Origin of the sequence: Halorubrum hochsteinianum, assembly GCF_023702125.1 — an archaeon.
Taxonomy (GTDB): Archaea; Halobacteriota; Halobacteria; order Halobacteriales; family Haloferacaceae; genus Halorubrum; species Halorubrum hochsteinianum.
In genome coordinates, this window is the sequence record NZ_CP098415.1 from 2,567,623 (window position 1) to 2,592,872 (window position 25,250).

Consider the following 25,250-nt stretch of genomic DNA (forward strand, 5'->3'; position numbering starts at 1 on the left):
CGACGAAACCGCCCCGGTTCCGGTCTCCCGACCGCCCTCCGAGCGCGTGTGCGGAGTTGAACTGCCGACCCCCGGTAGGTCCTTCAGGAAAGTTACTTACTGTCGCCGCGAAAATCCCCGGACGAGATGGACGAGTACGAGGGGTTCGAGGAGGTCGTACACGAGCCGACCGAGGCGTTCGCCGAGTCGACGAACGTCGCGGCGTTCATGCGCGAGTACGGGATCGACGACTACGAGGAGCTGATCGAGCGGACGACCTCGGCGGTCCCGGGCGAACCGGAGTCCGGGGTCGACTGGTTCTGGGACGAGATCGTCGACTACCTCGATATCGACTTCTACACCGACTACGACGCGGTCCGGGACGACACCGACGGCCCGCAGTTCTCCGACTGGTACCCCGGCGGCGAGGTCAACGTCGCGCACAACGTCGTCGACCGCCACGCCGCGGTCGACTCCCCGAACCGAAACCGCGTCGCGCTGCTCTGGGAGGGGGAGCCGGGAGACGTCCGCGAGATCACCTACCACGAGCTCCGCCGGCAGAGCGACCGCGTCGCGAACTACCTGACCGAGGCCGGGATCGAGACCGGCGACACCGTCGGGCTGTACATGCCGATGGTGCCCGAGGTCGTCTCGATTCTCTACGGCTGCCTGAAGGTCGGCGCGATCGCGGTGCCGATCTTCTCCGGGTTCGGCCGCGAGGCGACCGCGACTCGGATCGAGGACGGGGAGCCGTCCGTGCTGTTCACGGGCGACGGCTTCTACCGCCGCGGCGACGAGGTGCGGCTGAAGGGGACCGCCGACGAGGCGATCGCGGACGCCGGCCACGTCGAGGAGGTGGTCGTGTACGACCGACTCGGCGCGACGCCCGCGAGCGACGGCGGCGGTCCGAACGCGGCCGGTGAGGGAGGGGACCACACGGACCCCGTCCCGTGGAACGACGACCGCGACCGGACGTGGACGGGAGCGGTCGGCTCGCAGCCGTCGACCTACGAGACGAAGCACCTCCCGAGCGATCAGGAGTCGCTGCTGCTGTACTCCTCGGGGACCACCGGCGAGCCGAAGGGCATCGTCCACACCCACGCGGGCGTCCTCACGCAGTGCGCCAAGGAGATCCACTTCGGCTTCGACCAGAAGCCCGCGGACCGCTTCTTCTGGGTCTCCGACATCGGCTGGATGATGGGGCCGTGGACGCTGATCGGCAACCACGCGTTCGGCGGGACGGTGGTGATGTACGAGGGCGCGCCCGACCACCCCGAGCCGGACCGATTCTGGGAGATGATCGACCGGCACTCGATCACGCAGTTCGGCATCTCGCCGACCGCGATCCGCGCGCTCCGCAAGCACGGAGACGAATGGGTCGAAGAACACGACCTCTCCTCGCTCCGGATACTGGGCTCCACCGGCGAGCCGTGGGACCCCGAGTCGTGGCGCTGGTTCTACGACGCGGTCGGCGGCGGCGACTGCCCGATAATCAACATCTCCGGCGGCACGGAGATCTGCGGCTGCTTCCTGATGCCGATGCCCAACCGGCCGCTGAAGCCCTGTACGCTCGGCGGGCCCGGACTGGGGATGGACATCGACATCGTCGACGAGACCGGCGAGTCGGTCCGTGAGTCCGGCGAGCGCGGGTACCTCGTCGCGCGCGACTCCTGCCCCTCGATGACGAAGTCGCTGTGGTCGGGCGACGAGCGCTACGTAGAGGAGTACTGGTCGACGTGGCCCGACCTGTGGGACCACGGCGACTTCGCGCAGAAGGACGACGACGGGTTCTGGTTCCTCCACGGTCGCGCCGACGACGCCCTCAACGTCGCCGGGCGGAAGGTCGGACCGGCCGAGATCGAGGGCGTCCTCATCGACCACGACGCGGTCAATCAGGCGGCCGCGGTGGGCGTCCCGGACGACACCACGGGGACCGCGGTCGTCGCGTACGTCGTCCTCGAACCCGACGCGGAGCCGAGCGACGACCTCCGCGAGGAGCTACGCGCCTTAGTCGGCGACGAACACGGCAAGCCGTTCCGGCCGCGCGAGCTGCTGTTCGTCGACGCCTTCCCGAAGACCCAGTCGGGCAAGATCATCCGGCGCGCGATCGAGTCCGTCTACGTCGGCGAGGACCCGGGCGACCTCTCCTCGATGGAGAACCCGGAGGCGCTCGACGCGCTGCGGGACGCCGCCTGAGTACGGAACCGACCGCCTCGAACCGAGATCCAGTCAGGCGGCCGCGTCCGCCACCGCCTCGTCGAGTTCGTCGTAGTCCGGTTCTTGCCCGGCGTTGTCCGCGAGCCAGCGGTACGTCACGGTCCCGTCCGCGTCGATCACGAACACGGCGCGCTGGGCGACCGTCTCGACACCGTAGCCCTCGAAGTCCTCGATCACGTCGTACGCCTCGATCGCGCCGTGGTCCGGGTCGCCGACGAGCGCGAACGGGAGGCCGTACTGGGTGCGGTACGCCGCGAGCGCGTGCGGCAGGTCGGTGCTCACGCCGAACAGCGTACAGTCGTCGCGGTCGAACCCGTCGCGGAGCGCCTCCATCTCGTCGGTACAGGTGTTCGAGAAGGCGGCGGGGAAGAAGGCGAGCACGACCGGCTCGTCGCCAAGGTGGTCCGAGAGTCGGAACGGCGCGATGTCGCCGTCCACGAGCGATCCGGTGAAGTCGGGAGCGTTGTCGCCGACGTGTGGCATATCTGGTTGTCGTCGGCCGGGCGTATCACGGTTTCGACGGCGGAATTCGAGTCGGTCCGTCGCCCTCGGGCGGCCCGTCCTCGATACGACCGGAGGAGACGACGCGACTCGCATCGGGACAGAGACCAAGTGGGTCGCCGCGGTAGGACCGCGCGTGTCCCGCCCTCCACGCCGCCCGATCCGCCGTCGAGTGGTACTGCTGACCGCGACCGCCTCGGTGCCCGCGCTGTCCGGATGTCTCGACGCCGACTTCGGGGACGACGGTGCCGCAGCGACCGTTCTCAAGCTCGACGAGGCGTCGGTCACGGGCGTTTCGAACGCCTTCGCCACCTCCGTCGACATGGTCGGCCACGCCGGCCGAGCCGCCGTGCGGACCGCGATCGACGGCGGCGAGGGGACCGTCGAGGGATACTACGGTCCGGACGTCTCGGCACCGTACGTCGTCACCGACGGCCCGGCGTTCCACCGCATCGAGACCGAGACGCTCCGCTCGGTCGCGGCGACGGGCTACGAGTACGCGGTCGAGGTCGACGCCGTCGACTCGTTCCGCTCCGGCCCCCCGTCGAACGTCCCGTTCGCTGACCTCCCGGAGTGCGACCGCGACGCGGTCCGCGACGCGCTCGGGAACGCGGGTCTCGTTCACGCGCCGCACTATCCGCCGTTCGACGTGACGTTCGCGTACGCGTCCGCCGAGACGCGGGAGCGCTCGCGGTTCGTCCCCGCGAACGACGGCCAGCGCGTCGAGTGGGACGGCGAACTGCTCCGGTTCGGGTTCGAGGAAGAGCGGTCGGTCGAGGTCCGAACCGTGGCGGTTCGCGCCGAGCACGTCGCCTCGTCGCCAGACGAGTTCCGTCGGGCCGTCGGCGAGGAACACGGTCGGTCGTTCGACGACCCGGGCCCGGAGCGGCGCGCGATCCTTGACGCGGCGATCGACTCCGAGTACCGCGAGTCCCCGCCGCACTCCGACGCGTTCGCGGCAGTCCTCGACGCGATTTCGACCGACGGGGAAGCCGTTCCGCTCGTCCGCTACGACGGGGACTGGTACTTCACGCACCTCTCCGGGTGGGACTGATTCCTCCTGCGGTCGCCGATCAAGTTCGGACGCCCTCGGCGGCCGCGCGGATCCGGCGGAGGCAAAAAGACTATAGTCGCCACAGGGTTACTGCGAGACAGAGATGGTAAGTGTGATTCCACTGTTCGGCGGTCTTCCGGTGGGGCCCGAGCTCCTCATCATCCTGCTCGTGCTGGTCCTGCTGTTCGGGGCGAACAAGATCCCGAAGCTGGCCCGCTCGACCGGGCAGGCGATGGGTGAGTTCAAGAAGGGCCGCGAGGAGATCGAGGAGGAACTGAAAGAGATGGACGACGACGACAGCGGCTCGGTGGTCAACGACGAGGACGACGAGTTCGACGACCTCGAAGCCGAGACCGACAAGGAAACCAGCGCGTAACGCCGGCTCCGACACCGATCGACTTCCGCCGTACAGTCTTCTCTCCCCGATTTGGGCGCGTGGCCTAGCGGACAGGGCGAGAGGTTCCTAACCTCTCGATCGCGGGTTCGAATCCCGTCGCGCCCGTTCCTTCGCTCCGCTCAGTCACGGGCGCGACTGGCTCCACGCTCGCTCACTACGTTCGCTCGCGGGGATCCCGCCGTGCCCGCTATCTGCGAACGAAGTGAGCAGTAGCGGCACAAGCGGGATTCTTGCGCTGTCGAAAGCGCGTCACCGCTCAGAGTCCTCCAGCCGCCTGAACGAGTGCGACGCGAGCGCGACCGATCCCACCGCGATGGCGAGCGTCGCGCCCGCCAGTCCGGCTCCGGGCTCGTACAGCAGCGGCGGGTGGAAGCCGACCCAGTAGTCGACGACGACGTTCGCGACGCCGAGCGCCAGCGCCGTCGCGAGCGCGCCCGGCGTCGTGCGCCCGAACGCCGGGAACAGGAGCGCCAGCCCGACGAACAGCAGGTGCGTCCCGATCACGCCCCAGTAGTAGAGCCACGCGTCCGGGGCGGCGACGTACCGGCCGAACGCGAGGTTGAGCGAGACCAGCGGCCAGACGCCGAACTGGACCAGCCAGACGAACGCGACCGTCTGGAGGTACGCCGACGCCCGCGAGACCGGGGTGTCGACGGTCACGTCGCCGCCGCGTCGGACCGTGGGCACGATTCCGACGAGGACCGCTCCGCCGAGCGCGACCGCGACCGTCGAGTCCGCGTACAGCGGCCAGAGGGGGACCGGAACCGAACCCGCCGTCGGCGCGTAGTACCAGGTCCCGACCGCGAGCATGAACGCGGTGAACCCGCAGACGACGGCGAGGCTCCGCGGCGTCCCGAGTAGCTCCTCGGCGATCGCCGCCCGCACCCGCCGCCTGACCGCGGGACTTCGCAGTCGCCGGAGTCGCCGGAGCCGCGGAAACCGCTCGGAGCGTGACACGGCGGCGATCCGTGCGCGACGGCCTAAAACCCGACCGTCCGCTGTCGATTATCAATCGCGGTGTTTTGCCAGACAGCTTTTTCAACGGACCCGGCGTTGACGGGACTATGAGCGACGAGGACGCCGAGCGCCCCGCCCAGCGGTCCGATCTGGAGGGCGACAGCTCCGCGTCCGACGCGTCCCCGCGGGACGGTCGGGATGACGCCGAGGAACCCGACCAACGAGACGACCCCGACGAACGGGACGCGGACGCGGACACAGAACCGGCGGATCCGACGAACCGGACGGATCCGGCGGAGGGCGATACGGCGACCGAGACGACGGACGACGCTGAGTCGTCGGAAGGAGACAGGTCTTTCGACCCCGACGACGGGGCGGTCGAGGCGTCCGAACTCGACCCCGACGACGGGGCGGTCGAGGCGTCCGAACTCGACCCCGACGACGGGACGGACGGGGGGTCCGAACTCGACGAGGACGACGGACCGGACGCGGGGTCGCCGGTCGTCACCGACCGGTACACCTGGCGGTCCCTGCTCGCGGAGCGAGGCCAGGAGGACGCCGCGCGGCGGGTGTACGACGACGTGCCGGACGCCCCGGCGGTGCCGGCCGACGCGGTCGCGCTCCACCTCCCCGACGGCGTTGACGACGTGATCCGGGCCGCCGGGGTCGACGAACCGTTCGAGGCCGACGGCGAGACCGCGGTCTCCGGCCACGGGACCCCGGACCGAGGCACGCTGGTCGTCGGCTCGGACGCCGTCCTGCTCGACGGGTCGGCCGTCGTGCCGACCGGCGAGCGCCTCGCAGCGCCGCCCGAGACGGTCCCCGACGAGGACGGCGAAGCCGGAGTCGACGTGCCGGATGCGGACGGCGAGAGCAGCGACACGGACGCGGGCGACGGAGAGGCGGACGCGAACGGCGACGAAACGGCCCCTACCGACGGCGAGACGGAACGCGACGACACCATCGTTGACGACGTCGACACCGAGGACGCGGCACCGGACACGGTCTTCGCGGACCCGGTCGGACGTGGCGGCGTCGGCGGGGTCGTGGTCGCGTCCGGCGACGCCGTCGAGCCGGTGCCGTCGCGCGCGCCGACCCCGGACGAGTGGGTCCGAGTCGACCTCGATCCGGCCGCGCTCCTCGGGTTCGACCCGAGCGAGACGGACTATCGGGTCCGCGCGGCCGCGGCGGTCGGCGACGTCCTCTGGGACCTGTGCGCTGAGCGGTACGACCCGTACTCGGTCCCGGTGTTGAAGGGGTACTACACGTGGGACGACTACCGCGAGGAGTTCTTCCTCGACGAGGACGGGAACCCGCCGACGGTCGAGAACGAGGAGGGAGAACCCGAGCCGCAGGCGTTCACCCACGAGGACAAGACGGAGGCGCTCGGGTTCGACCCGGACCGCACCGAGGAGCTGCTCGGTGCGGGCGGGAACGCCGCCGCCGACCTCGCCGACCTCGTCGACGAGCGGACCGTCGACGTCAACCCAGAGATCGACGAGGACGCGTTCTTCTCGACCGCGGAGGGCCACACGACGCTGACGAACCGGTACGACCTGGAGAAGGCGGTACCGATGCCGAAGAAGACGCACTTCCGCGAGGAGGAGCGCTACTGGGTGAACAAGCCGTACGCGTTCGTCATCGTCTTCCGGTCGACGAAGGAGAACGAGGTGAAGTACTACGCGGTCCAGCCGTACCGGACCGAGATCGAGACGGACCTCACGGAGTTTCTCACCGGGAAGCTCCGCACCTCGATCAAGTACGCCGACGAGTCGATCGCGGGCGGCGGCGAGGCGTTCCGCGAGGAGGTGATAGTCGAGGAGACGCGGTCGCTCCTGGACCGCTACGGAATCTACGAGGACGACGGCGACGAGCGCGGGATCGCGGACGCGCTGATCGACCGGTTCGGGATCGAGCCGTCCGAGGGGATCGCGTGGCGGATCGCGGAGTCGCTGGGCTACGAGCCGCCCGTCGAGTCGGAGTCCGACCCGCCGGAGATCAGCGCCCGCCCCGAGCCGGCCGTCCTCGCGGAGGACGCCGAGACGCTCTCGGAACACCAGGTCGAGAAGCTGCTGTACTACCTCAAACGCGACTTCATCGGCTACGAGCGGATCGACCCGATCAAGTACGACATCAACGTCGAGGACATCTCCTGTGACGGGTACAACTCCCCCGTCTTCGTCTACCACTCCGAGTACGAGCAGATCATCACGAACATCCATCACGGCACCGACGAGCTGGACGACTTCGTAGTGAAGCTGGCGCAGCGGTCCGGGAAGGGCATCTCGAAGCGGCGGCCCCAGGTGGACGCCACCCTCCCCGACGGCTCGCGCGCCCAGCTCACGCTCGGCCGCGAGGTGTCCGACCACGGGACCAACTACACCATCCGGCAGTTCAACGACGTTCCGTTCACCCCGATCGACCTGATCAACTGGAAGACGTTCTCGCTCGACGAGATGGCGTTCCTCTGGCTCTCGATCGAGAACCACAAGAGCCTGATCTTCGCCGGCGGCACCGCCTCCGGGAAGACGACGAGCCTGAACGCGGTCTCCCTCTTCATCCCCTCGAACGCGAAGATCGTCTCGATCGAGGACACCCGGGAGGTGGAGCTGCCGCAGCGCAACTGGATCGCCTCCGTCACGCGCCCCTCCTTCTCCGACGACGACAAGGGCGACATCGACGAGTTCGACTTACTGGAGGCCGCGCTCCGCCAGCGCCCCGACTACACCGTGATGGGCGAGATCCGCGGCGAGGAGGGTCGGACCGCCTTTCAGGTGATGTCGACCGGCCACACCACCTACACCACCTTCCACGCCGACTCCGTCGGCGAGGTGCTCAAGCGGTTCACCACCGACCCGATCAACGTCTCGAAGACGATGTTCACCGCACTCGATCTGGTCTCCATCCAGACGTCGACCCGCGTTCAGGGCAAGAAGGTCCGCCGGAACAAGTCGATCACCGAGATCAACCACTACGACGCCGAGAACGACGAGATCAACGTTCAGGACGTGTTCCAGTGGCAGGCCGAGACGGACGAGTTCCTCCAGATGGGCGACTCGAACACCCTCGAAGACATCATGTTCGACCGCGGCTGGAGCCGTGAGACGCTCGACGAGGAGCTGCGCAAGCGCCGCGTCGTGTTGGCGTACCTCATCGACCGCGGGCTCAACAGCTACGCGCAGGTGGCGGCGACGTTCCAGGCGTTCATCAACGACCCGGAAACGGTGCTCGCGCTCATGGCCAACGACGAGCTCGAGCGCTCGCTGGAGGACCTCCGCGAGATGGAGTCGGTGCTGATCAACGTCGACCGCGACAAGGAGGAGCTGGTCCCGCGACCCGAACCGGACGCCGAGGCGCGGGCGGAGGTCGCCGAGATACTCGACTCCGCCGAGGACCTGTTCGAGACGTACCGGGGCGAGGTGCCGGACTCGGTCGCGAACGCCCTCCTCGAGATGGCTCCCGCCCGCGACGTCGAGGCGCGGCCGGGAGGGGACCGCGAGGCCCTCGCCGAAACGGTGCGGGAGGCGGACGCGACGGACGCGACCGCGATCGAGGCGAACGCGGAGCCGGAGGCGGCCGACGCCGACCCGGACGCCCAGTCACCGGACACCGGCCCGGACGCCCAGTCGCCCGACTTCGATCCGGACGCCTCACCGACCGACCCCGCTCACGGCGACTTCGGGGAGACCGCCGAAGCGGACGCGACCGCGGCCGGCGACGGCTCCGGCGACCCCGGGGACATCGACTTCGGGGAGCCGTTCGACGAGGGGGTCGACGTGCTCTCGTCGCCCGCGGGACCGCCGGGATCGGGCGCGGAGCCGGACGTGAGCGAGGGGTTCGGCGCTCCCGACCCCGACGCCGGCGACTCCGTCGAATCCGCGGTCGACGGGCCCGGGGAATCGGACGAGCTCGACGGGCCGACCGAACCGGCCGAACCGGGGAAATCGGAGGGCGAGGACGCTTCGGACGCCGATCCGCCGGACGCCGAGCCGCCCGGGGGCGACTCGTCGGACGGCGAGTCCGGCGACGACATCGAGAACTGGGGGTTCGGCGACGTCGAGCCCGCGGAGGACGGGTGACACGATGTCGGTCTTGAGGGACTCGTCGTGAGCCTCGACGTGGACGCGGGCGACGGCGGGCTCGACGCGAACGTCCTCGCGGAGCTGTGTTACCCTGTGTTCGAGCTCCTGTTCGACCCCGACGGCGACTTCGTCGCCGACGTCGAGCGCAAACTCGTCGAGGCGCGCATGCCCGATCAGGTCGAGATGTACGTCTCGATGGCCCTCGCGGTCGGGCTGTTGGTCGGCGGGTCGCTCTGGGCGGTCGGCACGCTCGTCGGCTACGGCGCGTTCTCGCTCGGGCTGATCGACCCCGGAACCCTCTCGCTCGGCGTCCCCGCGCCGACCCCGGAGATCCAGGCGCTGCTCCGGTCGCTCGTCGTGCCGACCGCGGTGTTCGTCAGCGGGCTCGTCTTCGGATCGATCGGCTTCGCGCTCGGGTTCGGCGGCCTCCTCGCGGTCCCGTACTCCCGGGCCTCGTCGCGGAAGCGCGAGATCAACCTCCTGTTGGCCGACTCCGTCTCGTTCATGTACGCCCTCTCCGTCGGCGGGCTCAACCAGCTGGAGATCCTGCGCGCGATGGCGGCCGCCGAGGACACCTACGGCGAGGTGTCCCGCGAGTTCCAGAGCATCGTCAACGAGACGGAGTACTTCGGCACCGACTACCGCAACGCGATCCGCCAGCAGTCGCTCGAGACCCCCTCCGACGAGCTCTCGCAGTTCCTCGCCGACATGCTCTCCATCGTCAACTCCGGCGGCGACATGGAGAGCTTCCTGAAGGACAAAAAGGAGAAACACCTCCGCACGTCGAAACAGGAGCGCGAGATGACGTTGGAGACGCTGGAGCTGTTCGGCGAGATGTACATGACGCTCTCTCTGTTCCCGCTCCTTCTCATCATCATCCTCGTCATCATGGGGATGATGGGCGAGGCCGACGACCGCCTGCTGTACGTCACGGTGTACCTGCTCATCCCGCTCGTCGGCGTCGGCTTCCTCGTGTTGGTCTCGACGGTGAAACAGGACGAGCCGGGCGACGGCTACCTCCAGCCGGACGGCGGCAGCGAGCGGCTCCGGCAGACGAGTCAGGAGGGGCTCTTCCACTTCGGGCTGGTGGAGGCGTTCGTCGGGACCTTCGGCGTCTTCGACCGCATCCGCGACCGCGAGGGGACCCACAAGACGATGGAGATCCTCTCCGCGCCCCACGTTTTCCTGCGCGAGAACCCCCTGTACACCCTCGCTCTGACCGTCCCCTCGGCGCTCGCGCTCGTCGGCGTCGCGGCCGCGGCCGGCTCGGCCCCGACGACGCTCGACGGGTGGATCGCTCGCCCCGTGTGGTCGGCGTTCGTCTGGATCTACGTCCCCGTCTACGTCGTGTTGATCCCGCTCGGGGTCTTCTACGAGTGGCACCAGCGCTCGCGGCGGGCGGTGACAGGGAAGCTCTCGGAGACCCTCCGGAAGCTCTCCTCCGCGAACGACACCGGGCAGACGCTGCTCGAATCCGTCCAGACCGTCTCGGAGACGTCGACCGGGACGCTCTCGGACGAGTTCGAGGTGATCCACGCGAAGGTGAACTACGGGATGAGCCTGCGGGACGCCTTAGTCGAGTTCAACAACTCGTACGCGGTGCCCCGGCTCGCCCGGACGGTGAAGCTCATCACTGAGGCGCAGGAGGCCTCCTCGCAGATCACGGACGTGCTGACGACGGCCGCGCAGGCCTCGGAGAACCAGGACGACATCGAGCGCGAGCGCAAGTCCCGGACCCGGATGCAGGTGGCGATCATCGTGATGACGTACATCACGCTGCTCGGCGTGATGGCCATCCTCCAGACGCAGTTCATCGACGTGATGGGCGACCTGGTCTCGCAGAGCGACGGCGGCGGGAGCGCCGGCGGGGCGGGCTTCGGCGGCGGCGGCGGCATCGACCCCGACATCCTCTCGATGCTGTTCTTCCACGCGGTGACGATCCAAGCGATCCTCTCGGGGTTCATCAGCGGCTACATCCGCGACGCGGAGCTCGTCTCCGGGGTCAAGTTCGCCGTGATCCTGATGACGCTGGCGCTGGGGGTGTGGATCTATGTCGGGTGACCGCGCGCAGACCGTCCTCGACTTCGTCGTCGGGATGTCCGTGTTCCTCGTCGCGGTCGGGTTCACGTTCGCGTTCGTCCCGTCGCTTCTGGAGCCGTACGCGGTCGGGGAGGGCGCGACCGTCATCGTCGCCGAGCGCGGCGCGGCGCGGCTCGCGGAGTCGTCGCTCACCGGCGTCGGCTCGACCGCGGCCCTGTCGCACGCCTGTACGTTCGCGTTCTTCGGCGGGACTGCCCCGGCGGCCGACGAGGAGTGCGGGTGGACCGAAGACGCCGACGACCTCCACGCGGAACTCGGCGTCGACGACCTGCGCGGACTCAATCTCACCGTGACGCAGGACGGGAGGGTCCAGCAGCTCGAATCGAACGGGAACGTCACCACGATGCGCGCCGGTCCCGCACCGCCGCGGACGGAGAGCGTCTCGGCCGCCAGCCGCATCGTCACCATCGACGATCCCGAGAGCCCGGGGGATCCAGAGACGTACCGGCTCACGCTGCGGGTGTGGTGAGATGTTCGTCGAACACCTCCCCGACGACCGCGGGCAGGCGCACACCCTGGAGGCGTTCACGGCGGCGCTGCTCCTCGTCGCCGGCCTCATCTTCGCGACGCAGGCGACGGCCGTCACGCCGCTGTCCGCGAGCACGTCGAACCAGCACGTCGAGAATCAGGCGGCGATCGCCGCGCAGGACGTGTTGACGACGACCGGGGAAAGCGGGAACCTGCGGGCCGCGCTGCTGTACTACGAGGACGGCGAGTTCGTCGACAGCGGCGACGAGGCCGGCTACGCGGGGGTGCCGCCGGCGTCGCACCCGCTCCACGACCCGCTGACGGAGGCGTTCGGCGACCGTCAGATCGCCTTCGACATCGAGGTGGCTTTCCCCGAGGACGGCGGCAACCGGACGGGCGACGCCACCGTGGTCGACATGGGATCGCCGAGCGACAACGCGGCGACCGCGAGCGCCCGCGTGGCGCTGTACGCCGACGACCGACTGTTCGACGGCAGCGTCGACGATCCGGGCGACGCGACCTACTCCGGGCCGCGGCTCGCGAACGAGAGCGGACACGACTACTTCGCGCCGTCGGTCGGCGGGAGCGACACGCTGTACACGGTCGTGGAGGTGAAAATTACCGCATGGCAGATGTGAGTTTCCCCCGCAGGCGCGGGCACGAGAACGACGGCCCCGACCACGACGAGGACCGGGCGCAGATCATCCTGATCACCGGGCTCACGCTCGCCGTCCTCTTCGTCGCGGTGGTGCTCCTGTTGAACACCGTCATCTACACCGAGAACCTCGCGACTCGGGGTACGGACGCGGGGGGCGCGGAGGCGATCGAGTTCCGCGACGACGCCGTCGACGACCTCGCCGGGATCCTCCACCGCGAACACCGGAACGCGAGCGACGGCGACGTCCTCGACGACTTTGACGAGAGCGCGGGGACGTACGGTCGCACTGTCGCCGGTCTGCGGGCGCGCGACGGGGTGATCGCGAACGTGAGCGTGAACCGCTCCACCGTCGACCGGGGGTACTTCGTCGCCCAGAACGAGACCGAGAGCGGCTTCCGGAACATGACTGCCCCCGACGGCACGACGGCGAACTGGACGGTCGCCGGCGGGGTAACGCGGACGCGGAACTATCGGATGACCGTCGATCCCGACGACCTGTCGAGTTCGCCGGACCCGGTGTTCACGGTCGTTGCGGACGGCACGGACGGTGGCACCAACGAAACCTGGTCGGCGTCGCTGTCCGCGGGGTCGGGCGACAACCTGACCGTGACCGTGGACGACGGGGACGGATCCCCGGCGACCGAGTCGTTCGAGCCCGGACCGGGCGGGAACCACGCCGTTGACTTCACCGGCGGTACGGTCAACGGCGTGCCGTTCGACGCGCTCGTCTGGGCCGACGGAGTCCAGACGGGGTCCGACCCGTACGGCCTGCGCTACGAGAACGGGACCGCGGCGACCGGGACCTACCACCTCGTCGTCGACGACCGCGACGGCGGCGCGAGCCCGGACCGCCCCTCCCGGCCGTACGTCGCCGACGCCGTCTACAGCGTCTACGTGGAACTCACCCACCGGACGCCGGAACTGACCTACGGCGACGCGGTCCGGCTCGCGCCGGGTGAGCGCGATGCGTGACGGGCCGGGCGGAACGGACCGTGCCGTGTCGGTCACCGTCGGCTACGTCATGACGCTCGCGGTCGCGACGCTGCTGCTCTCCGGGCTGTTCGTCGCCGGCGGGTCGTTCGTCGAGACGCAGCGCGAGCGCGCGGCGCAGGGGGAACTCACCGTGGTCGGCGAGCGGATCGCGGCCGATCTGGGCACCGTCGACAGGGTCGCGTCGAGTGCGTCGCCGCCGCGGGGGAACCTGACCGTCGAACGGCCGCTGACGCTCCCCGACAGGGTGTCGGGGACCGGCTATCGGATCCGTATCGAGGCGTCGGGGGCGGCGGGCACGATCGCGCTCGAAAGCGAACAGGCCGGCGCGACCGTCGAGGTCCCGTTCCGCACGAGCGACGACATCGCGGTCCGGAACGCGACCGTCGACGGCGGCGACCTCCTGATACGCTGGGACCCGGACACCGAATCCGGCGGGGCCGTGGTGGTGAGTGAGCGATGACGGATCGCGGTCGCGGTTCCGGCCCTCAGCGAGACGACCGAAGGACGGGCCTCTGGGGGGACGACCGCGGGGTCAGCGAGACGATCGGGTTCGTCCTCGTGTTCGGACTGATCGCGACGACGATCGCGGTCACGTTCACCGTCGGTCTCGGCGGGCTGGAGGACGCCCGGCTCGCCGAGCGCGACAACAACGTCGAGCGCGCGTTCGACGTCCTCCACGACAACGTTAACGACCTCAGCCGGGACGGCGCGCCGAGTCGGGCGACCGAACTCCGGCTCGGCGGCGGCGAACTGGCGTTCGCGGACGACTCGACCCTCCGAATACTCGACTCCACCGGCGACGGGATCGAGCGGTCCTCCACGTCGATCGTGTACCGCGGCGCGGGCGAGACGGAGATCCGCTACGAACACGGCGCGGTGATCCGGCGCGACGGGGGCGGCAGCGTCATGCTTCAGGAGCCGGACCTCCTCTTCGGCGAGACGACGCTGATCGGGTTCGTCGATGTCGGCCGCGAGGGGACCGAGCGGGTCGGCGGCGACCGCACGGTCCTCGTTCGGACCGATCGCCCCGGCGACCGCACCGCGACGGAACTGACGGGGAACGTCACGATCCGGATCCGCGGCCCGACGGTCGACGCGTGGGCCCGGTATTTCGAGGAGCAGGAGGAGGGTTCTGGGAGCGGGACCTTCGACGAGGTGAACCGCACCGCGCCCGACGAGCTGACGGTCAACATGACCGCGGACGACGGCGACCGTGTCGTGGTCCACCGAACGCCGGTCGGGGTTCGGTTCACCGACTGACCGAGTCGCCGAGTCAGCCGTCCTCGATCCGGATCTCCTGCGTCGAGACGTGGAGGTAGTTGATCGTCGGCACCTGTTCGACCTCGTCGAACACCTCCGCGGTCGCGAGCGCCTCGTCGTACCGCATCGTGAACCGCGCGTCGTCGAGGTCGTCGAACCCGTCGACGGTGAGCGCCCCGCGAATTACGACGTCGCCTTTGGCGTCGTCCACCTCGGCGTTCGGCGCGTACACGACGCCGGTGAGATCGACCGGGGCGTCGTCGCCGTCGAACTCCAGGCTGTCCGCGTTCGAGAACAGCCAGAACGAGTTGGCGGGCTCGTTCGTTCCGGTCGAGACCGTTATTCCAGTGTCGTCGTCCCCGTCACCGATATCGATGTCCCCGCCCGGCTCATCGTGGAACACTCGGAGTTCGGCGTCGTCGTCGACGGTCACCTCCGAAGCCCCCTCGAGCGCGAGATCGCCGCCGACGTGGATCCGTGCCTTCCCGTCGCCGACGACCCTGACTTTTGTCGGGTCCGAACCATCTCCGCTCAGCGAGAACTCGTCGTCGACGCGCAGGTCCAGATCGCCGTCGGTGACATCGAGGACCAGTTCGCCGCCGGACAGGTCCGCGTCGTCGAACCGGAATCCGGCGTGGTCCCCGCCCGCCTCGAAGGTGACGGTTCCGCCGTCGACGGTGAGGTCCCCGTCCGCGGCGGTGCCGTCTTCGCCGCCGTCCGAGGCGATGACCTCGGCGTCCTCGGCGCGGTACGTCTCGCTTCCGCCGGAGACGTCGAGCCCGTCCTCGACGGACGACCGGCTCGTGATCGGCGCGTCATCGCCGAGGTCACTCCACGAGGCGTAGCTCGTCGGCGAGGCGTTGCCGTAGCGGGTGTCGTACTCGTCGATCGCCCTGACCAAGTACCCCTCGACCGGGTCGGGGTCCTCGATGGTCGCGCGCTCTGTCACGTTACCGATGACGTTGATCGGGTGGTCGCCGTTCTGGATCCCGTTGGGATTCGGCTGGATGTCGTACCGAGCCCGGAGGTCGCCCTTGATCGTCACGTAGTCGGATCCGCCCCCCTGGGGAGAGTCTATCTCTCCGCCCGCGGCGATCACGGCGTTGTCGCGGCTCTCGCTCGGACCAGCCCCCCCGGAGTCGTAGCTGTCGGCCGTCAGCGACTCGATCGACTCAAGATCGAACTCGTTGGCTCCGAGCGTCCCGATCGAGTACGAGACCCCTCTTCCTACCAGTTCGGACCGCAGCAAAACGGTCACCGAGTCGTTTCTGCGGTCGATGATCCGGGTGTCGGTCCGGCTCTCGAAGAATGCGGCCCACCCCTCGTGGTAGTCGCCGGTCACCGTCACCCGGATGTCGTCAACCACCGGGTTTTGGGCGACGTGGCCGTTCGGCGACCCCTCGCTCGTCAGGATCACTTCGTCGCCGTTGGCCGTCGTGTTCTCCGAGATGGTCACCAACGGGACGGTGAGCGTCTCGCCTCGGTAGTGGAACTCCGGCGCGGACACCATTCGGCTCCGGTTCCCGTCGCTCCGCCACACGCCGCCGCCCTGATACGCGATCCGCGTCCCGTCGCGTTCGTACACCAGCGCGCCGAGGCTCGCGTTGACGATCTCGTCGCCCGTCTCGTTCTCGGCGATCACCATCCGCCCCGCGTCGTGGTCGACGGAGACGTCGCCGCCGCCGCTCCCGAACGAGACGCGCTGGCTCGGCGACTCCCCGTGCGCGACGAGGCTCGCCTTGGAGTCCACCTGCGTCATCGCTCCCTCGACGCGCTGGAGGTCCGCGGTCCGCTGGGAGTCGTCGAGCGCGGCACCGCCGAGCGCGACCGTGGTACCGACGACCGCGACCGTCAGCCCCAGCAGTAACACCGTTCCGAGCACCTCGCTCTGCGCGCGCTCACCCCCGAACATGGCGCGGGGTACGTCGGGCGCACGCATAAACGTGGAGACCCGGCTATCGCGGCTGATATCCGGGTCCGCGGACGCGTTCGCGTCCCGAGCCGCGACCGTCTCCGGGGCGTCGACGGTCGGTCGGAGTCCGTCGCCGACGGGCGGTCGGGGCGATGATATTTCCTCCCGGCGCTCCTCCCTCCCGCCGTGACCGAGCAACTTCACCTCGACGACGACTCCGTGACGGCGTTCGACGCGACGGTCGAGCGCGCCCTCTCGGGCCCGCTGCGGGTCGTGCTCGACCGGACGCACTTCTACCCGACCGGCGGGGGCCAGCCCCACGACACGGGAACGCTGCGAACGACCGACGGCGACCGCGTCTGGCGCGTGGTCGACGTCGAGAAGCGCGACACGGTGTACCACGCCCTCGGCCCGGCGGAGGGGGCGGATGACGGCGGCGGTTTCCCGGAACCGCCCGAACCGGGCACGGAAGTGCGAGGCGAGATCGACGCCGACCGCCGGGCGGCGCACTCGCGGTACCACACCGCACAGCACCTGCTGTCGGCGCTGCTGCTTGCGGAGTTCGACGCGCAGACGACCGGCAACCAGCTGTACAGCGACCGCGCGCGGCTCGACGCCGCCCGCGACCGGTTCACCGACGCGGACCTCGACCGGATCGAGACGCGGCTCAACGAGCTCGTCGCCGACGAGCGGGCCGTGTCGAGCTACTCGATGGACCGCGAGACCGCGGAGGCGACGCTCGACACCGAGCGGACGCGGATCGACCTGCTCCCCGACTCGATCGAGGAGCTCCGGATCGTCGAGATAGCGGGCCCGAGCGAGGGCGACGAGCCGTACGACCGGACCGCCTGCGCGGGGACGCACGTCGCCAACACGGCCGAAATCGGCGAGGTCGTCGTCACGGGCCGAGAGACGAAGGGCCCCGAGGAGGAGCGCGTGCGGTTCGCGCTCGCCGAGCACGTCGACGAGGACTGAGGGGACCGCCAGCGCCCGGAACGCGCCTCGGCCGCGATCCCGCCGCTTATATGGGATCCGCGGTAGGTTCGGGCATGAAGTTCTGCGACGAGTGCGGATCCATGATGAAATCCGGCGAGGGCGAAGACCACTGGGTGTGCGACTCCTGCGGCAACGAGATCGGGCGCGACGACAGTGACGACGAGTGGACGACCCAGTCGCAGGTCGAGTCCGAGATCGTCGACGTGAGCGACGCCGAGGACAAGGGGCTGCCGACGACGACCGCGCAGTGCCCCGAGTGCGACAACGACCAGGCGTACTGGTATATGCAACAGATCCGGGCGGCCGACGAGTCAGAGACGCGCTTCTTCGTCTGTACCGAGTGCGAACACAAGTGGCGCGAAGACGACCACTGACCGGCGGTCCGTTTTAACTGTCCCCCCGGCGAACGACCCCCATGGAGCCGCCCGTCGTCCCCCGCGACCGCCTCGACGGCTGGACGCTCGTCGCGGAGGCGACCGAGCGGCCGTTCGCCGCGGGACCGGTCTCGGTCACGGCGGCCACGACGCGGTACGAGCGCGAGACTCCGCCCCCGCGACCGTTCTTCTTCGCGAGCCGACTCCGCCTCTCGCCGGACGCCGACCCGAACCCCGCCCTGACTCGACTCGTCGAGTCGCGGGCCCGCGAGGGGTTCCGCGACCGCCTCGCCGACCGAGCGATTACGGGACTCGAACACCGCGACGACCGCTCGCTCGCGGTCGACGACTCCGAGGCGTCGCGCGCGACGCTCTCGACCTTCCACGGGCGCTGTACCGTCGACGGCGAGCGGGTCCCGGTGGAGGCGCTGCTCGCGGTGTGGGAGCGCGGCGAGTACCTGCTCGCCGGCGGCGCGTACCCGACCGGCGACGGGTTCGAGGCGACTCGACAGGGAGTGCTGACGCTGGTCCGCGGCGTCCGTCCGCCGGATGCGGCCGACGGCGGCAGCCCAGAGCGGTCGGACTGACCGGTCAGCAGGCGACCGCGCCGGCGCTCGAATCGATCGGCGACCCGTCGTCCTCGTAGCCGGCGTCGCCGACCGCGCCCTCGAACATCGGCAACCGCAGGTCGTAGGTGTACAACACGTCGAAGGCCGCGAACGGGTCGACCCCGTTCGCGATCGCCTCCCGGGCGGTCAGCCTGACGCCGGCCGCGAGCGTCACGATCGGTTCGCCGTCGAGCGACCCGGCCGTTTCGAGGCCGAACTCGTTGCCCGCGCCGGAGTCGGTCAGCACGGAGAGGTGGAGTACCGCCTCCATCGTCGCCCCGCCTTCGCCGCCGATGGATATCGGGTACCCCTCGCCGGTGAAACAGCGCGTTATCGGCCCGACTTCGCTCCCGTTCCCGTCGAGGCCCGGCCCGACGGTTTCGGGGCCGTCCGAGGCGACCGACGCGTGTGTCGCCGCCCCCGAAACGTGGTTCGCCGTCCCCGACGCCGAAGCCGAAGCGCCCCCCGCCACCGCTCCGCCGCCGACGCTCGCGGCGACGAGCAACAGCGCGAGCGCGAGGACGCCGACGCGGGCGCGGTGCGAGCGAGTCATCTGTCACTCCTTCGATCGCCCCGCTTAAATCACCGCGGTCGGCGGTATCAGTCGAGAGAATCGCCGCCGAGTAACCCCTCGACGAGCAGTTCCGCCGACGCGACGTTCGTCGCCAGCGGCACGTCCTTCACGTCGCAGACGCGCAGCAGCGCCGAGATGTCCGGCTCGTGCGCCTGCGCCGTCAGCGGGTCGCGGAGGAACACGACCCCGTCGATCCGGTCGCTCGCGACCATCGCGCCGATCTGGAGGTCGCCGCCGAGCGGCCCGGAGGATTGCCTGTTGACCGCCAGTCCGGTCTCCTCCGAGATGCGTTTGCCGGTCGTCCCGGTGGTCACCAGTTCGCAGTCGTCGAGGGCGGCCGCGTGCGCCTCGACGAACGCGACCATCTCGTCTTTCAGTTCGTCGTGCGCGATGAGCGCGATGCGCATACGTGGCGGTCGCCGCGGCGTCGGTTAAGTACTCCCCTCGCCGCGACCGTCGCTCTCACACCGGCCTTCGAGCCAGTCGAACTGGGCGGAGAGCTCCGCCCGGCGCTGTCGCTCGATCACGGTGGCGTCGAGGAGGTCGCCGACGAGCGCCACGTCGAGCGCGAACGTCGTCGCGGCGGTCACCTCGCTCCCGTCCGCGGTCGAGGTCACGGCGTACTCCGTCCGCATCGACTCGAATATCCCCTCGCGCTGCTCGTAGGCGAGGTCCGCGTCCGGGTCCTCGACGAGTTCCAGCGTCAGTTCGACCGACGCCGGGTCCACGTCGTTCGCCACGCGAACCGTCTCGCCGTCGACCGCGACCGCGTCGAACCCCGCCGACCGGACGAACGGTTCGATATCGCGCATCGCGTCGCGGACGGTCTCCGGCGACGCGTCGACCGTCCGCGAGACCGTGACGGTGTTCATTCCGCCGGGGTCACCTCGTCGGCGTCGTCATCTCCCCCACTCGACGACCGACTCGGGGCGAACGGGCCGAGGGCGACGCGGGCCAGCTCGCCCGGCGCGTGCCGCCGGACCACGAGGAGGGCGTTGACCGCGAAGACTCCGACGCCGAGCGTCACCAACGTCATTCCGACGAGCGTCGCCGCCGTCGGTCCCTCGGCGAGCGTCGCCGCCGTCGGTCCCTCGGCGAGCGTCGCGCCCGCCGCGTCGGCGGCGAGCGCGGAGCCGACGAGCAGCGCCGTTCCGAGGAACAGCAGCGTCCCGTCGACGGCCGCGAGGCGGTCGTCGTAGAGGTCGTCGACCATCGGCACCGCCTCCAGCCCGACCCGGTCGCTGTACCGGTGGACCCAGACGACGAACGGGACGATGTGGTACAGCGTGCCGAGGATGACGAAGCCGATCACGCCGAGGAGCAACGCCGGGGCGCTGCCGGGGCCGCCGAGGACGTGCTCGGGGGCCGTCGGCGACCTGAACCAGGCCGGCGCGGCGGTCGCGACCCACGCGACGAGCGCGAGCGCGACGACGGCGTACCGCGTGTACATCGGGGTGCGCTCGACGCGCATCTCGGAGAGCCGGCGGGCGAGGACCGCGGCGACCGCCAGCGCGGCTACCAGTATCAGGACGCCGCCGACGCGCGCGACTGGAGTTGACCCGACGAGCCGACCGGCCGCGAGCGCGACGACGCCGGCGGGATGGCCGACCTCCTCGACGGCGCGGAGACGGTGGTCGGCCTCGTGTAGCTCCGTCTGCGTGAACATCGTCGCGAGCTGGTACAACGCGCCGTAGACGGTCGTGAGCACCGCGCCGAAGACGGCGAGGGCGACGTGAGCGCCGCGGACCCCCGCGTGAGAGACGCCGAGGTCCGCGAGGAGGCCGGACCCGAGGCCGACGGCGAGCAGGACGCCCAGACCCGTCAGGGCGACGAAGAAGGCGAGCGCGACGGCGAAGTGCCGCTCGGTCACGTCGAACTCGTCGAGGGTCGCGAGCGTCCGCCCGACGTTGTAGACGAACGTCCAGAAGCCGGCGAGCAGGAGGACGCCGAACCCCGCGAGCCACGAGAGCCGGCCGAAGGCGAGCGCCGCCGCGAACCCGACCAGGCCGACGACGACCAGCGCGAGGTGGACGTTCGCGAGGCGTCGCGACCGGAGCGTCGTCCCCGACCACACCGGGACGAACTGCGTCATCGCGCCCATGATCGTCACGCACACCCACCCAACCAGAAACAGGTGGACGTGGACGAGACCGCCCAGTCCCGGCACCGCGTCGACGGCCAGTCCGATCCCCGCGAGCAGGGCGCTTCCGAGGAGGGCGGCCCCGACGACGAAGTGCCGGAGCGGGACCGTCATCGGCGGCCCTCGCGCCGCGTCGATACCGCGCGGAACTGCTCCCATGGACGGAGAACGGAACGCCTCTCCCCTCCTGCTGTCGCCGAAGATGTTCGCGCCGTCGTCAGCGCGCGGGAGTCGCCGCCGCACCCCCGCCGAACCGCGCGGGATTAAGTCCGTCCGGTAATCAGATCGTCCCATGCCACGCGACCGAGAGACCGCGTCCTCCGGCGTCCGGGCCCTCTGGGACGCCGCGGAGGTGCCGTAGATGGGCGGGCGAACCGATGATCCCCGAGCGATCGGCGTCGACGTCGGCGGCACGTTCACCGACGTGGCGCTCTCGCTCGGCGGCGACCTCGTCACCGCGAAGGTGCCGAGCACCGAGGACCAGAGCGAGGCCGTCGTCGCGGGGATCGAGAAGGCCTGCGAGGCGGCCGGCATCGACCCCGAGAGCGTGACGGAGTTCTCCCACGCGATGACCGTCTCCGTCAACGCGCTGCTGGAGAACGACGGCGCGCGGACCGCGATCGTGACGACCGAGGGGTTCCGCGACGTGCTTGAGATCGGCCGTCAGACCCGCCCGTCGCTGTACGACCTCGACGCCGAGAAGCCGACGCCGCTCGTCCCCAGACGACGCCGGTTCGAGGTCGCCGAGCGCGCGACCCCCGACGGGATCGAGCGCGCGGTCGACGACGGGGACGTCGAGGCGCTCGTCGCCGACCTCCGCGAGGCGGACGTCGAGTCCGTCGCGGTCTGCCTCCTCCACGCCTACGCCAGCCCGGAGAACGAGCGGCGGGTCGCGGCGGGGCTGCGCGAGGCGCTCGACGTGCCGGTGTCGGCCTCCCACGAGGTCCTGCCCGAGTTCCGCGAGTACGAGCGCACGTCGACGACGGCCGTCGACGCGTACGTGCGGCCGGCGATCGACGGGTACGTCGGCCGCCTCACCGAGCGGGCGCGGGACCTCGGCCTCCCGCGGCCGCGGATCATGCAGGCCAACGGCGGCGTCACCGACGCCGACACCGTCAGGCGGAACGCCGTGACGACCGTCCTCTCGGGCCCCGCGGCGGGCGTCGTGGGCGCGAGCGCCGCGGCGGCGACCGACGCCGACCGCGACGGGCTGGTCACCTTCGACATGGGGGGTACCTCCAGCGACGTGAGCCTCGTCCGCGACGGCGAGGTCGCACGGACCACGGAGTCCGTGATCGCCGACCGACCGATCGGGACGCCGATGGTCGACGTCGAGACGGTGGGAGCCGGCGGCGGGTCGATCGCGTGGGTCGACGCCGGCGGCGCGCTCCGGATCGGCCCGCGCTCGGCCGGGGCCGACCCCGGTCCCGCCTGCTACGGCAAGGGCGGCACGGAGCCGACCGTCACGGACGCGGACCTCGTCTTGGGCTACGTCGGGGCGGACACCGACCTCGGCGGCGACCTCTCGCTCGACGCGGCGGCCGCCCGCGACGCGCTCGCCGACCTCGCCGACGAGGCGGGGATGGACGGGCCGGTCGCGGCCGCGTTGGGGGTCCACCGCGTCGCGAACGCCGACATGAGCCGCGCGATCCGCTCGGTCACCGTCGAGCGCGGCCACGACCCCCGGGCGTTCGGGCTCGTCGCGTTCGGCGGTGCCGGTCCGATGCACGCCGTCTCGATCGCGGACGGACTCGACATCGACCGCGTCGTCGTCCCCCACGCGTCCGGCGTCCTGTCGGCGTACGGGCTGCTCGCGGCCGACGAGACCCGCGACGCGGTGCGGACCCGACAGGGCCCGCTCGCCGGAGTCGAGGGTGACGCGGTCGACGAAGTCTACGGGGAGTTGACGGACCGACTGCTGGGCGAGGTCAGCGATCCGGACGCGGCGCGGGTGGAGTACGCCGCTGACCTCCGGTACGAAGGGCAGAGCTTCGAACTCACCGTCGACGTCGAGCGGCCGTTCGACCCGGTGGCGGCCGGCGAGCGGTTCGCGGCGGCCCACGAGTCGGCGTACGGCTACCGCGCGGACGAACCGGTCGAACTCGTGAACTGCCGCGCCACGGCGACGGTCCCGCGGAGCGCGCCCGCGGTCGAGTCCGTCGGCGGCGGCGACGCGGAACCGCGGACCACCCGCGAGGCGGTGTTCCCCGAAGGGACCCGCGAGACCCCCGTCTACGACCGCGAGCGGTTCCCGGCCGACGAGGCGGTGGCGGGGCCCGCGGTGGTCGAGGGCGCGGAGAGCACGGTCGTCGTGCCGCCGGGATGGGGCGTGCGACTGCGCGGCGACGGCGCGCTGGTCGCGGAGGTGAGCGACGCGTGAGCGACGCCGACCTCGACCCGGTGACGCTGGAGATCCTCCGGAACCAACTGGAGAGCGTCGCGGCCGAGATGGGCCACGTGCTGATCCGCGGCGCGTACTCGCCGAACATCAAGGAGCGACAGGACTGCTCGACGGCGCTGTTCGACGCCGACGGCCGGATGGTCGCGCAGGCGGAACACATCCCGGTCCACCTCGGCGCGATGCCCGACGCGGTCGCGGTCGTCCTCGAAAAGGACCCGAAACCGGGCGACGTGTTCGTCGTCAACGACCCGTTCGCCGGGGGGACGCACCTCCCCGACGTGACGCTGGTCTCGCCGGTCGCGCCCGACGGCGAGGTCGTCGGCTTCGCCGTGTCGCGCGCGCACCACGCCGACGTCGGCGGCAGCGCCCCGGGGAGCATGCCGCCCGGCGCGCGGGAGATCTACGAGGAGGGGCTCCGCCTCCCGGCGGTCCGCCTCGTCGACGGCGGCGAGCCGAACGAGGCCGTCCGCGACCTGATCCTCGCCAACGTCCGGACGCCGAGCGAGCGTGAGGCGGACCTCCGGGCGCAGCGGGCCGCGAACGCGCGCGCCGAGGAGCGGGTCGGCGAACTGCTCGACGAGCACGGCGAGACGCTGCTCGACGCGTTCGACGCCGTCATCGACTACTCCCGCGAGCGCGTGGAGGCCGAGATCGCCGACCTCCCCGACGGCACCTACCGCGCCGCCGACGTCCTTGAGGGCGACGGCGTGACGGACGCGGACGTCCCCGTCGAGGTCGCCGTCACCGTCGACGGCGCGGCGATCGACGTCGACTTCGCCGGGACCTCCGATCAGGTGGACGGCAACCTCAACGCCCCGTTCTCGGTCGCGAAGAGCGCGGTGTACTTCGTCGTCCGCGCCGTCACCGACCCGGAGATCCCGCCGAACCACGGCTGCTACGAGCCCGTGTCCGTCTCCGCGCCGGAGGGGTCGCTGCTCGATCCGCGCCCGCCCGCGGCGGTCGTCGGCGGGAACGTCGAGACGAGCCAGCGCGTCACGGACGTCACTCTCGCCGCGCTCGCCGAGGCGGTCCCCGAGGAGATCCCCGCCGGCGGGCAGGGGACGATGAACAACCTGATCGTCGGCGACCGCGCGGGGGAGTTCACCTACTACGAGACCATCGCCGGCGGCTTCGGCGGTCGGCCGAGCAAGGACGGGATGGACGGCGTTCAGGTCGGGATGACGAACACGCTCAACACGCCGGTCGAGGCGCTGGAGACGGCGTACCCGCTCCGCGTCGAGCGGTACGCGCTGCGCCCGTCGAGCGGCGGTGACGGCCGGTATCGCGGCGGTCTCGGCCTCGAACGGACCGTCACCGTCGAGACGGACGCGACCGTCTCGCTGCTGACCGAGCGGCGGCGGACCGCCCCGCGGGGGCTCGCCGGCGGCGAGGACGGGGCAATGGGGAAGAACCTGATCGACGGCGAACCGGTCCCGGCGAAGGCGTCGGTCGACGTACCGGCCGGGACGACCGTCTCGATCCTGACGCCCGGCGGCGGCGGGCACGGCGACCCAGCCGAGCGCGACCCGGACGCCGCGGAGCGGGACCGCCGCGACGGGAAAGTCGAGGACTGACGGCA

Annotated in this window: 22 protein-coding genes and 1 tRNA gene; 16 read left to right on the plus strand and 7 right to left on the minus strand. The window is 70.6% G+C overall.

Translation table 11 applies throughout. The features are described from left to right. The first annotated feature begins 126 nt into the window (after positions 1-126). A complete protein-coding gene (locus NAF06_RS13000; protein WP_008581041.1) occupies positions 127-2,175 on the plus strand; it encodes an AMP-binding protein in 2,049 nt (682 codons plus the stop codon). 33 nt (positions 2,176-2,208) lie between these two features. Here NAF06_RS13000 and NAF06_RS13005 read toward each other — a convergent pair whose 3' ends face one another. After that, on the minus strand, positions 2,209-2,679 hold the full coding sequence (locus tag NAF06_RS13005) for a redoxin domain-containing protein (RefSeq protein WP_008581044.1): 471 nt from the start codon (positions 2,677-2,679) through the stop codon (positions 2,209-2,211). A 190-nt stretch (positions 2,680-2,869) separates the two neighbouring features. Here NAF06_RS13005 and NAF06_RS13010 point away from each other — a divergent pair, with 190 nt between their 5' ends. The 3 genes from NAF06_RS13010 (at position 2,870) to NAF06_RS13020 (ending at position 4,253) form a co-directional block, all read left to right on the plus strand. After that, a complete protein-coding gene (locus NAF06_RS13010; RefSeq protein ID WP_008581046.1) occupies positions 2,870-3,751 on the plus strand; it encodes a hypothetical protein in 882 nt (293 codons plus the stop codon). A 103-nt stretch (positions 3,752-3,854) separates the two neighbouring features. Continuing rightward, positions 3,855-4,127: a Sec-independent protein translocase subunit TatA/TatB gene (locus NAF06_RS13015; protein WP_049908529.1), complete on the plus strand. Its 273-nt coding sequence runs from the start codon at positions 3,855-3,857 to the stop codon at positions 4,125-4,127. 53 nt (positions 4,128-4,180) lie between these two features. Then, positions 4,181-4,253, plus strand: a tRNA-Arg gene (locus NAF06_RS13020). 144 nt (positions 4,254-4,397) lie between these two features. Here the strand turns inward: NAF06_RS13020 and NAF06_RS13025 are convergent. Next, positions 4,398-5,033: a DUF1405 domain-containing protein gene (locus tag NAF06_RS13025; protein ID WP_008581050.1), complete on the minus strand. Its 636-nt coding sequence runs from the start codon at positions 5,031-5,033 to the stop codon at positions 4,398-4,400. 179 nt (positions 5,034-5,212) lie between these two features. Here NAF06_RS13025 and NAF06_RS13030 point away from each other — a divergent pair, with 179 nt between their 5' ends. The 7 genes from NAF06_RS13030 to NAF06_RS13060 are packed head-to-tail and all read left to right on the plus strand — an operon-like array spanning position 5,213 to position 14,666. Continuing rightward, positions 5,213-9,184 carry an ATPase, T2SS/T4P/T4SS family gene (locus tag NAF06_RS13030; RefSeq protein WP_008581052.1) on the plus strand — a complete coding sequence of 1,324 codons (3,972 nt, stop codon included), beginning with the start codon at positions 5,213-5,215 and terminating at the stop codon, positions 9,182-9,184. Between the two features lie 27 nt (positions 9,185-9,211). Continuing rightward, positions 9,212-11,248 (plus strand): type II secretion system F family protein, encoded by a 2,037-nt coding sequence (locus NAF06_RS13035; protein WP_008581054.1) that lies wholly within the window; start codon positions 9,212-9,214, stop codon positions 11,246-11,248. Next, positions 11,238-11,756, plus strand: coding sequence for a DUF7287 family protein (locus NAF06_RS13040; protein ID WP_006629947.1), 519 nt, complete (start codon positions 11,238-11,240; stop codon positions 11,754-11,756). Before NAF06_RS13035 ends, NAF06_RS13040 begins: the two co-directional genes overlap by 11 nt. 1 nt (position 11,757) lies before the next feature. Continuing rightward, complete coding sequence (locus tag NAF06_RS13045; RefSeq protein ID WP_006629946.1) at positions 11,758-12,393, plus strand: DUF7288 family protein; 636 nt, start codon at positions 11,758-11,760, stop codon at positions 12,391-12,393. Next, positions 12,381-13,385 carry a DUF7261 family protein gene (locus NAF06_RS13050; RefSeq protein ID WP_192813789.1) on the plus strand — a complete coding sequence of 335 codons (1,005 nt, stop codon included), beginning with the start codon at positions 12,381-12,383 and terminating at the stop codon, positions 13,383-13,385. Before NAF06_RS13045 ends, NAF06_RS13050 begins: the two co-directional genes overlap by 13 nt. Further along, positions 13,378-13,866, plus strand: a complete 489-nt coding sequence (locus NAF06_RS13055) for a DUF7266 family protein (protein ID WP_049908531.1) — start codon at positions 13,378-13,380, stop codon at positions 13,864-13,866. Before NAF06_RS13050 ends, NAF06_RS13055 begins: the two co-directional genes overlap by 8 nt. After that, the gene (locus NAF06_RS13060) at positions 13,863-14,666 is read left to right on the plus strand and encodes a DUF7289 family protein (RefSeq protein ID WP_008581063.1); all 804 of its coding nucleotides are present in this window, start codon (positions 13,863-13,865) and stop codon (positions 14,664-14,666) included. The genes NAF06_RS13055 and NAF06_RS13060 overlap by 4 nt, the downstream gene beginning before the upstream one ends. A 13-nt stretch (positions 14,667-14,679) precedes the next feature. On the opposite strand, the gene NAF06_RS13065 is transcribed toward NAF06_RS13060, so the two are convergent. Beyond that, on the minus strand, positions 14,680-16,578 hold the full coding sequence (locus NAF06_RS13065) for a DUF7289 family protein (RefSeq protein WP_008581065.1): 1,899 nt from the start codon (positions 16,576-16,578) through the stop codon (positions 14,680-14,682). Between the two features lie 186 nt (positions 16,579-16,764). On the opposite strand from NAF06_RS13065, the gene NAF06_RS13070 reads away from it, so the two are divergent. From NAF06_RS13070 to NAF06_RS13080, 3 genes are all read left to right on the plus strand, one after another. Next, positions 16,765-17,553: an alanyl-tRNA editing protein gene (locus NAF06_RS13070; protein WP_008581067.1), complete on the plus strand. Its 789-nt coding sequence runs from the start codon at positions 16,765-16,767 to the stop codon at positions 17,551-17,553. A gap of 74 nt (positions 17,554-17,627) precedes the next feature. Next, on the plus strand, positions 17,628-17,948 hold the full coding sequence (locus NAF06_RS13075) for a transcription factor S (RefSeq protein ID WP_008581069.1): 321 nt from the start codon (positions 17,628-17,630) through the stop codon (positions 17,946-17,948). 41 nt (positions 17,949-17,989) lie between these two features. After that, entirely contained in the window at positions 17,990-18,535 is a 546-nt protein-coding gene (locus tag NAF06_RS13080) for a DUF6517 family protein (protein WP_008581071.1), read from the plus strand. A gap of 4 nt (positions 18,536-18,539) precedes the next feature. Here NAF06_RS13080 and NAF06_RS13085 read toward each other — a convergent pair whose 3' ends face one another. Genes NAF06_RS13085 through NAF06_RS13100 form a run of 4 tightly spaced genes read right to left on the minus strand, consistent with a single transcriptional unit; the run spans position 18,540 to position 21,384 of the window. Further along, a complete protein-coding gene (locus tag NAF06_RS13085; RefSeq protein WP_008581073.1) occupies positions 18,540-19,109 on the minus strand; it encodes a DUF7332 family protein in 570 nt (189 codons plus the stop codon). A gap of 47 nt (positions 19,110-19,156) precedes the next feature. Beyond that, entirely contained in the window at positions 19,157-19,537 is a 381-nt protein-coding gene (locus NAF06_RS13090) for a methylglyoxal synthase (protein WP_008581076.1), read from the minus strand. A gap of 24 nt (positions 19,538-19,561) precedes the next feature. Next, on the minus strand, positions 19,562-20,002 hold the full coding sequence (locus tag NAF06_RS13095; protein ID WP_008581077.1) for an SRPBCC family protein: 441 nt from the start codon (positions 20,000-20,002) through the stop codon (positions 19,562-19,564). Then, the gene (locus NAF06_RS13100) at positions 19,999-21,384 is read right to left on the minus strand and encodes a heme-copper oxidase family protein (RefSeq protein ID WP_008581079.1); all 1,386 of its coding nucleotides are present in this window, start codon (positions 21,382-21,384) and stop codon (positions 19,999-20,001) included. Before NAF06_RS13100 ends, NAF06_RS13095 begins: the two co-directional genes overlap by 4 nt. 247 nt (positions 21,385-21,631) lie before the next feature. Between NAF06_RS13100 and NAF06_RS13105 the strand changes: the two genes are divergently transcribed. Both NAF06_RS13105 and NAF06_RS13110 read left to right on the plus strand, forming a co-directional pair. Then, positions 21,632-23,650 (plus strand): hydantoinase/oxoprolinase family protein, encoded by a 2,019-nt coding sequence (locus NAF06_RS13105; RefSeq protein ID WP_008581081.1) that lies wholly within the window; start codon positions 21,632-21,634, stop codon positions 23,648-23,650. Next, the gene (locus NAF06_RS13110) at positions 23,593-25,245 is read left to right on the plus strand and encodes a hydantoinase B/oxoprolinase family protein (RefSeq protein WP_394294978.1); all 1,653 of its coding nucleotides are present in this window, start codon (positions 23,593-23,595) and stop codon (positions 25,243-25,245) included. Before NAF06_RS13105 ends, NAF06_RS13110 begins: the two co-directional genes overlap by 58 nt. Positions 25,246-25,250 lie beyond the last annotated feature (5 nt).

Excerpts from the sequence above, each read along its gene's own strand:
- NAF06_RS13045 (WP_006629946.1), top strand. The coding sequence starts at position 11,758 with ATGTTCGTCGAACACCTCCCCGACGACCGCGGGCAGGCGCACACCCTG.
- NAF06_RS13110 (WP_394294978.1), top strand. The coding sequence starts at position 23,593 with ATGGGGCGTGCGACTGCGCGGCGACGGCGCGCTGGTCGCGGAGGTGAG.
- NAF06_RS13090 (WP_008581076.1), bottom strand. The coding sequence starts at position 19,537 with ATGCGCATCGCGCTCATCGCGCACGACGAACTGAAAGACGAGATGGTC.
- NAF06_RS13080 (WP_008581071.1), top strand. The coding sequence starts at position 17,990 with ATGGAGCCGCCCGTCGTCCCCCGCGACCGCCTCGACGGCTGGACGCTC.
- NAF06_RS13015 (WP_049908529.1), top strand. The coding sequence starts at position 3,855 with ATGGTAAGTGTGATTCCACTGTTCGGCGGTCTTCCGGTGGGGCCCGAG.
- NAF06_RS13050 (WP_192813789.1), top strand. The coding sequence starts at position 12,381 with ATGGCAGATGTGAGTTTCCCCCGCAGGCGCGGGCACGAGAACGACGGC.
- NAF06_RS13085 (WP_008581073.1), bottom strand. The coding sequence starts at position 19,109 with ATGACTCGCTCGCACCGCGCCCGCGTCGGCGTCCTCGCGCTCGCGCTG.
- NAF06_RS13030 (WP_008581052.1), top strand. The coding sequence starts at position 5,213 with ATGAGCGACGAGGACGCCGAGCGCCCCGCCCAGCGGTCCGATCTGGAG.
- NAF06_RS13040 (WP_006629947.1), top strand. The coding sequence starts at position 11,238 with ATGTCGGGTGACCGCGCGCAGACCGTCCTCGACTTCGTCGTCGGGATG.
- NAF06_RS13055 (WP_049908531.1), top strand. The coding sequence starts at position 13,378 with ATGCGTGACGGGCCGGGCGGAACGGACCGTGCCGTGTCGGTCACCGTC.
- NAF06_RS13100 (WP_008581079.1), bottom strand. The coding sequence starts at position 21,384 with ATGACGGTCCCGCTCCGGCACTTCGTCGTCGGGGCCGCCCTCCTCGGA.
- NAF06_RS13095 (WP_008581077.1), bottom strand. The coding sequence starts at position 20,002 with ATGAACACCGTCACGGTCTCGCGGACGGTCGACGCGTCGCCGGAGACC.
- NAF06_RS13105 (WP_008581081.1), top strand. The coding sequence starts at position 21,632 with ATGGGCGGGCGAACCGATGATCCCCGAGCGATCGGCGTCGACGTCGGC.
- NAF06_RS13065 (WP_008581065.1), bottom strand. The coding sequence starts at position 16,578 with ATGTTCGGGGGTGAGCGCGCGCAGAGCGAGGTGCTCGGAACGGTGTTA.
- NAF06_RS13005 (WP_008581044.1), bottom strand. The coding sequence starts at position 2,679 with ATGCCACACGTCGGCGACAACGCTCCCGACTTCACCGGATCGCTCGTG.
- NAF06_RS13060 (WP_008581063.1), top strand. The coding sequence starts at position 13,863 with ATGACGGATCGCGGTCGCGGTTCCGGCCCTCAGCGAGACGACCGAAGG.
- NAF06_RS13075 (WP_008581069.1), top strand. The coding sequence starts at position 17,628 with ATGAAGTTCTGCGACGAGTGCGGATCCATGATGAAATCCGGCGAGGGC.
- NAF06_RS13000 (WP_008581041.1), top strand. The coding sequence starts at position 127 with ATGGACGAGTACGAGGGGTTCGAGGAGGTCGTACACGAGCCGACCGAG.